The organism is Streptomyces apricus (genome assembly GCF_008369065.1).
Lineage (GTDB): Bacteria > Actinomycetota > Actinomycetes > Streptomycetales > Streptomycetaceae > Streptomyces > Streptomyces apricus.
Genome location: NZ_VDFC01000046.1, coordinates 1197327 through 1203834 on the forward strand (window position 1 = coordinate 1197327; position 6508 = coordinate 1203834).

A 6508-nucleotide genomic window follows, 5' to 3' on the forward strand; every position below is an offset into this window, starting at 1 on the left:
CTCCCGTACGGAACCGGCGGGTGCGGCCGGGGTGACCGATCACTCCTGATCGTCCCCGGCCGCCTCCGCCCGCCCGGGCCTCAAGGGACCTCGCCGCGGCTGCGTGCGTTGGCGTACGCGGTCGCGGCGCTGAGCCGTTCCGCCACGGTGGCTCCCCGGACCTCGTCCGGTGCGCAGTCCCATTCCCGGCCGCCGCCGTACGGACGCAGCTGGAGGTACGGTCCCTCGTGGCCCATGACCCGGCCCACGCGACCGGTCCTCGTGTCGACGACGTACATCCCGACGGCCGGCCTCACCGGAGCACCGCCGCGAGCCGGGCCGCCGTCTCGACGGAACACCGGCCCAGTTCCACCAGGGGACACGGTGCCTCCCGCGCCAGGGTCGCCGGGTCGATCCGGAGTGTCGGCAGCTTGATTCCTGCGGCTGCGAGTGTTTCACGCAATTCCTTCACCGTTTCCTCCGCTTGTTCGACGCAGATCGTCGAGTGCCGGGTGTCGTTTCCCTGCCGATCAGACCTCACGGTGTTCCCCTTCTTCCCCGGATTCCATTCTTTCCGCCTCGACAATGCCGTGTGCCGCTTAGAATTCGGAAGACCTCGCACGCAGCAGCGTCGGTGCAGTACAAGGGGGTACGGCCATGGCCAATGGTTCACGGCAAGCGGCTTGGGAGTTCTTCGGAACGGAGCTGAAGAGACGGCGCGAGGACGCGGGGCTGACCCAGGCGGAGTTGGGGTGCCGGGTCTTTGTTTCCGGCGGTTACATCGGCCAATTCGAACAGGCCATTCGGAAACCGCAGTTGGACGTGGCGTCCAGGATCGACGAGATCCTACAAACCGACGGTTTTTTCGAGCGGCTTTGGCGGAAACTCATCGTGGACCAGCCGTACACGGAGTACTTCGCGCATGTGGTGGAGCTGGAGCGTCTGGCGACGGAGATCTGCGAGTACGCCCCCACGGTGGTCCCCGGACTCCTGCAGACGCGGGAGTACGCACGGGCGGTGTTCCTGGCGGGCAATCCGCTCTCCCCGGACGACCACATCGAGGACCTGATCAAGGGACGCATGGACCGGGCACAACTCCTCAAGGGTGCTGCACGACCACGGTATTGGGTGATCCTCCACGAAACGGTGCTGCGCGTGGCCGTCGGCGGCCCGCACGTCATGGCTCACCAGCTGAGCCACATCGCGGCGATGGCACGGGAACGCAAGATGCTGTTGCAGGTGCTGCCGTTCGCGACGGGAGCACACCGGGAGATGGGCAAGATGATGAAGCTCATGTCGTTCGACGACGCCCCACCGACTGTCTATACAGAAGCGGTGCTTTCAGGAAATCTGCTGGACGAACCGGCAGTGGTGAAGCGAACCCGGTCGTCCTACGATCTGATCAGGGCCGCCGCGCTGTCACCCGAGGCGTCCCTGACCCTGATCGAGTCGGCGGCGGAGGACCACAGACGATGCGCGAGTGCGACCTGACGAACGCCCGCTGGCGCAAGAGCAGTTACAGCGGCGGCAGCGGCGGCGAGGACTGCGTCGAAGTCGCCTACGACTTCATCGGTGCCGCCCGCTGGCGTAAAAGCAGTCACAGCGGCGGCGACGGCGGCGAGGACTGCGTCGAGGTCGCCGACGGAGTCCCCGGTGTCGTCCCCGTTCGGGACAGCAAGGTCCCGCACGGGCCCGTCCTGCTCGTCGGGCCCCTCGCCTGGGCCGAGTTCGTCGGTGCCGTCAGCGGGTGACGGTCGCCCCTCCTGCCGCGCGGCGGCGCCCCCGCAGGCTCCGGCGGGCCGGCCGGGTCATCGTGATCTGGCGGACGAGCTGCTGGAAGCAGGACAGGGCCGCCACCGCCGGCAGCACCGCCGCGGCGACGCCGGTGAAGGTCCGGTCGGCCTGCGCCACGCAGAGCGCCATCGCGACGGAGGAGAACAGCAGGACGACCAGCCAGGAGTGCACGGCCCGCCGCCGGTGCAGCGCGGCCCGCAGGACGGAGAGCGAGGCGACCGTCCACGGGCCGTAGACCAGCAGGGGCCACCACACGCTCGTACCGCTGCCCGTGAGGAACGCGACGTGGCGCAGGGGGCCGTAGGACACCATCCCGCCGAAGACGCTGACCATGGACACGACGGCGGCGGCCAGCGCGGCGATCAGGAAGCTGACGGTCTGCACCCAGGTGAAGCGCAGCTTGCGGACGCGCACTTTGCGGTGCCCGGAAGGATGCGGCCTGATGGGCGGCAGCTCGGTGGTGAGGGCGGCCAGGTTGTCGATCGGGTCGCCGGTGAGGGTGATGGGGGGCGCGGTCCCGTCGCGGGGCCGGGGCACGGACGCGGCGCGCTCCGCGGAGACGGCGTCCTGGAGGAGGTAGGTCATCTCCTCGACGGGGTCCCAGGCGGAGTCGAGGGGGTCCGCGGCGGGCGCCTCGTACCCCGTGTCGACGGGGCCGCGGTGCCGCCCGTCGCCCGTGCCGGCGTGGCCGTCGGGTACGAAGAAGTGGGCGTAGTCGTCGTTCACGGAATTCCGGCTGCCGTCAGCCATGGGCCGCATTCCCGCCGGGCCGCACCTGCGCGCTCCAGCGCCGGTCGAGATCGCGCTGCGCGCGCTTGAGGAATCCCAGGAATTCACCCAGAAGTGGTTCGGTGACATGCAGTTCGAGCGGTTTTCCGTCCCCGTGCAGGGTGCCGCGGGCGCCCGGTGCCGAATAGGCGGCGGCGGGCGTGAAGATGTACCGGCCCATCACCACCGCGGGGGCGGCGAGGACACTTTTCCGTGCCGCGGGGAAGGGGTGTGGGGGGTCGACGGGCCTTGCGTTCGCCATATGTAGCTAACGCCGTGATCCTCGCTCGGATGCGCGGCAAAGGAGTGAGCGTCACCGCGCGGAAATAATTGACGGTGCCGTTTGTAGGTCAAGAACCGTTGTTGCGAGAAGAACAGGTTTTGCAGCCTCAGATGCTTTTATCGGGGACGCCACCCATATTGTCGTTCCTCAGTCCCCGAACCTGCCGACGTACGACCGCTGCCACGGCGTCTCCACCGCACGGCTGTCGTAGGCGCGCCGGACGAACTCCACCGCCTCCGCGGCCGGTACGCCGTCCAGCACGGCGATGCAGGCCAGGGCCGTGCCCGTGCGTCCCCGGCCGCCCCGGCAGGCGACCTCGACGCGCTCGGCGGGGTCCGCGGCCCGCTCCCAGACCTCCGTCAGGACCCGGCGCGCCAGGTCCTTGTCGGCGGGCAGCCGGAAGTCGGGCCACTTCAGCCACCGTGTCTCCCAGGGGACTTCGGGCGGCTCGTGGCCCAGCAGGTAGACGCCGTACGTCGGGCGGACCTCCTCGGGGTCCAGCTCCGCGCGCAGTCCCCGGCCCCGTACCAGCCGTCCGGACGGCAGCCGGAGCACCCCCGGCGCCCGCTCGTCCCAGCCCACGCCCTCAAAGACTGCGCCCCTAGGTACCTAGGGGCGCAGTCTTTGAGGGGCGCAGCCTTTCAGGGGCGCGGGGAACTGCGCGATCAGCCCCCACCGGGCCCGCACGTGTCCACCCTCCCCCGCCGGGAGGGCGGGCGCCCGTCAGGACGGCGTGCGCGCCGCCGTGAGGAGGCGCGTCACATCGTCCGTGCAGATCGTCAGCGCCACCCCCACCGTCGTCAACGCCTCCCGCTCCGCCGGCGTGTACGGCCCGTCCGCCAGGGCGATCCGCGCGCCCTGGAGCAGGATCGCCTCCCGCCCGGCGGGCGCGAGGTGCGGCGCCAGCGGGTCCAGCGCCTCGTGCAGCTCTATCGACAGCCCCGGCCCGCAGGGCTCACCGGCACCGTCGCCGAAGAGCCGCCCCGTGTCGGCGGCCAGCGCCTCGACGAGCGCGGCGAGCTGTTCCTCCGTGCAGTCGTCGAACCCGGCCGCGCGCACCGCACCGGCCGCCGTCTCCAGCGACGTGCGCGCGCACGTCCCCCCGGCGGCGAGCACCGCGAGGGCGACGGTGTGGACGGCGTCCCGGAGCATCGCCGAGAAGCGGGTGGTGGTCGGGTGGTCGAGGACGTCCGCGCTGTAGTGGTGGCGGCAGGCCGCGCACTCCACGACGGGCCCCGTCTCGCCGCGCGGCACGACCGGGACACCGAGGCAGGTGAAGCGGCGGCGGCCGGTCAGGCGCTGGTAGTTGCGGTCACCGCCGCAGCCCGGGCAGAAGAACTCGCCGTCGCCGACGGTGGTCCACGCCGTCCTGGTTCCGAGGATGCGCGAAACGCCTAAGGCGCCGATGCGGACAAACCGGCCGTTTCGTCCCCATACTGGCAGCACGTTCGCACCTCCGTAACCCCACGGCAACATCGCCGCGTTGGCGTGATGTTAGCCACATTGTGGACGCGGAGTCAGTACCCCGTACGAGGCCGCTCGGTGACATGGCCGGATAGACGCAGCGGTCCCGCCCGCCGAAGAGGCGGACGGGACCGGAGAAACGCAGGTGAACAGGCCTATCGGGTCGCGCGGTTGACGGCGGAGACGACCGCCTTCAGCGACGCGCGTGTCGTATTCGCGTCGATACCGATCCCCCACAGCACCTTGTCGCCGATCGCGACCTCGATGTACGAGGCGGCCACCGCGGAGGCGCCCTCGCTCATCGTGTGCTCCTGGTAGTCCAGCAGCCGGGCGTCGACCCCGATGCCCTGCAGGGCGTGGAAGAACGCGGAGATCGGGCCGTTGCCGGTGCCGACCAGGGTGGTCTCGACGCCGTCCACCTCGGCCTCGACGGTGAGCGTGTCCACACCGTCCTTGTTGGTCGTGGACTGGCCGTTGCGGACCTGGACGCGGCCCCAGGGGTTGTCCGGGTTGGGCAGGTACTCGTCCCGGAAGGCCGCCCAGATGTCCTTCGGGGTGACCTCGCCGCCCTCGGCGTCCGTCTTCGCCTGGATAATCTTCGAGAACTCGATCTGCATCCGGCGCGGCAGGTCCAGCTTGTGGTCGTTCTTCAGGACGTACGCGATGCCGCCCTTGCCGGACTGCGAGTTGACGCGGATGACGGCCTCGTAGGAGCGGCCGACGTCCTTGGGGTCGATCGGCAGGTACGGGACGGCCCACTCGATGTCGTCGACCGTGACGCCCTTGGCGGCGGCGTCGGCCTCCATCGCGTCGAAGCCCTTCTTGATGGCGTCCTGGTGGGAGCCGGAGAAGGAGGTGTAGACGAGGTCGCCCACGTACGGGTGGCGGGCGTGGACCTCCATCTGGTTGCAGTACTCGGCGGTGCGGCGGACCTCGTCGATGTTGGAGAAGTCGATCTGCGGGTCGACGCCCTGCGAGAACAGGTTCATGCCCAGGGTGACCAGGTCGACGTTGCCGGTGCGCTCGCCCTGCCCGAACAGGCAGCCCTCGATGCGGTCGGCGCCGGCCATCAGCGCCAGCTCGGCGGCGGCCACCGCCGTACCGCGGTCGTTGTGCGGGTGGACGGACAGGCAGACGTACTCGCGGCGGGACAGGTTCCGGGACATCCACTCGAAGCGGTCCGCGTGCGTGGAGGGGGTCGAGCGCTCCACGGTGGCGGGCAGGTTCAGGATGATCTCGCGGTCCGGCCCGGGCTGCCAGACGTCCATGACGGCCTCGCAGACCTCCAGGGCAAAGTCCAGCTCGGTGTCGGTGAAGATCTCGGGGCTGTACTGGTAGCCGAAGACCGTCTCGGGGCCCAGCAGCTTCTCCGCGTACTCGACGACCAGGCGGGTGCCGTCGACGGCGATCTGCTTGATGTCGTCCTTGGAGCCGCGGAAGACGACGCGGCGGAAGACCGGCGCGGTGGCGTTGTACAGGTGGACGTTGGCGCGCCTGGCGCCCTTCAGCGACTCGACGGTCCGCTCGATCAGGTCCTCGCGGGCCTGGGTCAGTACGGAGATCGTGACGTCGTCCGGGATCGCGCCCTCTTCCTCGATGATCGAGCGCACGAAGTCGAAGTCGGTCTGCCCCGAGGCCGGGAAGCCGACCTCGATCTCCTTGTAGCCCATCTTGACCAGCAGGTCGAACATCTCGCGCTTGCGCGCGGGCGACATGGGGTCGATCAGGGCCTGGTTGCCGTCCCGCAGATCCGTGGAGAGCCAGCGGGGGGCGACGGTGATCCGGTTGTCCGGCCACGTGCGGTCGGGGATGTCGACCTGGTCGTACGGGCGGTACTTGTGGATCGGCATGGACGTGGGCTGCTGGCGATTCACCATGATGCGGAGGGCTCCTCTGGTCCGCTTGATCCTCGGAACCGGTCGTTTCCGGTCCTGAGGGACGGCCGACGGCGCAACGCCGAACTCCGCGGGGAGGGGGTCGGCCTCGACTACAGGCCCTCGCCGCGGCAGCTAAGGAGAAGCAGCCCGTAACGCATGATGCTCCGCATGCTATCCGACGTCCGCCCCGCCCATCCCCCCGTATCACCATGCGGGACACCCCGCGGTCACCAGTGGCGCAGCCCTTGAAGGGGCGCGGGGAACTGCGCAGTACTTCAGGGGCGCGGGGAACGGCGCAGTCTTTCGCTTTTGAGGGGCGCGGGGAACTGCGCAGTCTTTTAGG

General features: G+C 69.8%; 9 protein-coding genes. 2 read left to right on the top strand and 7 right to left on the bottom strand.

The window, feature by feature from the left end; genetic code table 11:
* Window positions 1–80: 80 nt before the first annotated feature.
* Window positions 81–278 carry a hypothetical protein gene (locus FGF04_RS25525; protein WP_149513855.1) on the bottom strand — a complete coding sequence of 66 codons (198 nt, stop codon included), beginning with the start codon at window positions 276–278 and terminating at the stop codon, window positions 81–83.
* Between the two features lie 14 nt (window positions 279–292).
* Window positions 293–520 carry a hypothetical protein gene (locus FGF04_RS25530; protein ID WP_149513582.1) on the bottom strand — a complete coding sequence of 76 codons (228 nt, stop codon included), beginning with the start codon at window positions 518–520 and terminating at the stop codon, window positions 293–295.
* A gap of 116 nt (window positions 521–636) precedes the next feature.
* On the opposite strand from FGF04_RS25530, the gene FGF04_RS25535 reads away from it, so the two are divergent.
* Both FGF04_RS25535 and FGF04_RS25540 read left to right on the top strand, forming a co-directional pair.
* On the top strand, window positions 637–1470 hold the full coding sequence (locus tag FGF04_RS25535; protein WP_149513583.1) for a helix-turn-helix domain-containing protein: 834 nt from the start codon (window positions 637–639) through the stop codon (window positions 1468–1470).
* Window positions 1452–1730, top strand: coding sequence for a DUF397 domain-containing protein (locus FGF04_RS25540; protein ID WP_149513584.1), 279 nt, complete (start codon window positions 1452–1454; stop codon window positions 1728–1730). Before FGF04_RS25535 ends, FGF04_RS25540 begins: the two co-directional genes overlap by 19 nt.
* On the opposite strand, the gene FGF04_RS25545 is transcribed toward FGF04_RS25540, so the two are convergent.
* From FGF04_RS25545 to leuA, 5 genes are all read right to left on the bottom strand, one after another.
* A complete protein-coding gene (locus FGF04_RS25545; RefSeq protein ID WP_235882486.1) occupies window positions 1720–2523 on the bottom strand; it encodes a DUF2637 domain-containing protein in 804 nt (267 codons plus the stop codon). The genes FGF04_RS25540 and FGF04_RS25545 overlap by 11 nt on opposite strands.
* Complete coding sequence (locus FGF04_RS25550; RefSeq protein ID WP_149513586.1) at window positions 2516–2722, bottom strand: hypothetical protein; 207 nt, start codon at window positions 2720–2722, stop codon at window positions 2516–2518. Before FGF04_RS25550 ends, FGF04_RS25545 begins: the two co-directional genes overlap by 8 nt.
* A 249-nt stretch (window positions 2723–2971) precedes the next feature.
* Window positions 2972–3406, bottom strand: a complete 435-nt coding sequence (locus FGF04_RS25555; protein WP_149513587.1) for a protein-tyrosine phosphatase family protein — start codon at window positions 3404–3406, stop codon at window positions 2972–2974.
* Between the two features lie 141 nt (window positions 3407–3547).
* Window positions 3548–4270, bottom strand: a complete 723-nt coding sequence (locus tag FGF04_RS25560) for a TerB family tellurite resistance protein (RefSeq protein ID WP_235882487.1) — start codon at window positions 4268–4270, stop codon at window positions 3548–3550.
* 173 nt (window positions 4271–4443) lie between these two features.
* A complete protein-coding gene (leuA, locus tag FGF04_RS25565) occupies window positions 4444–6165 on the bottom strand; it encodes a 2-isopropylmalate synthase (RefSeq protein WP_149513589.1) in 1722 nt (573 codons plus the stop codon).
* Between the last annotated feature and the right edge of the window lie 343 nt (window positions 6166–6508).

Coding starts and splice junctions, on each gene's coding strand:
- FGF04_RS25525 (WP_149513855.1), bottom strand. CDS start 278: ATGTACGTCGTCGACACGAGGACCGGTCGCGTGGGCCGGGTCATGGGC.
- FGF04_RS25535 (WP_149513583.1), top strand. CDS start 637: ATGGCCAATGGTTCACGGCAAGCGGCTTGGGAGTTCTTCGGAACGGAG.
- FGF04_RS25540 (WP_149513584.1), top strand. CDS start 1,452: ATGCGCGAGTGCGACCTGACGAACGCCCGCTGGCGCAAGAGCAGTTAC.
- FGF04_RS25545 (WP_235882486.1), bottom strand. CDS start 2,523: ATGGCTGACGGCAGCCGGAATTCCGTGAACGACGACTACGCCCACTTC.
- FGF04_RS25550 (WP_149513586.1), bottom strand. CDS start 2,722: ATGGGCCGGTACATCTTCACGCCCGCCGCCGCCTATTCGGCACCGGGC.
- leuA (WP_149513589.1), bottom strand. CDS start 6,165: ATGGTGAATCGCCAGCAGCCCACGTCCATGCCGATCCACAAGTACCGC.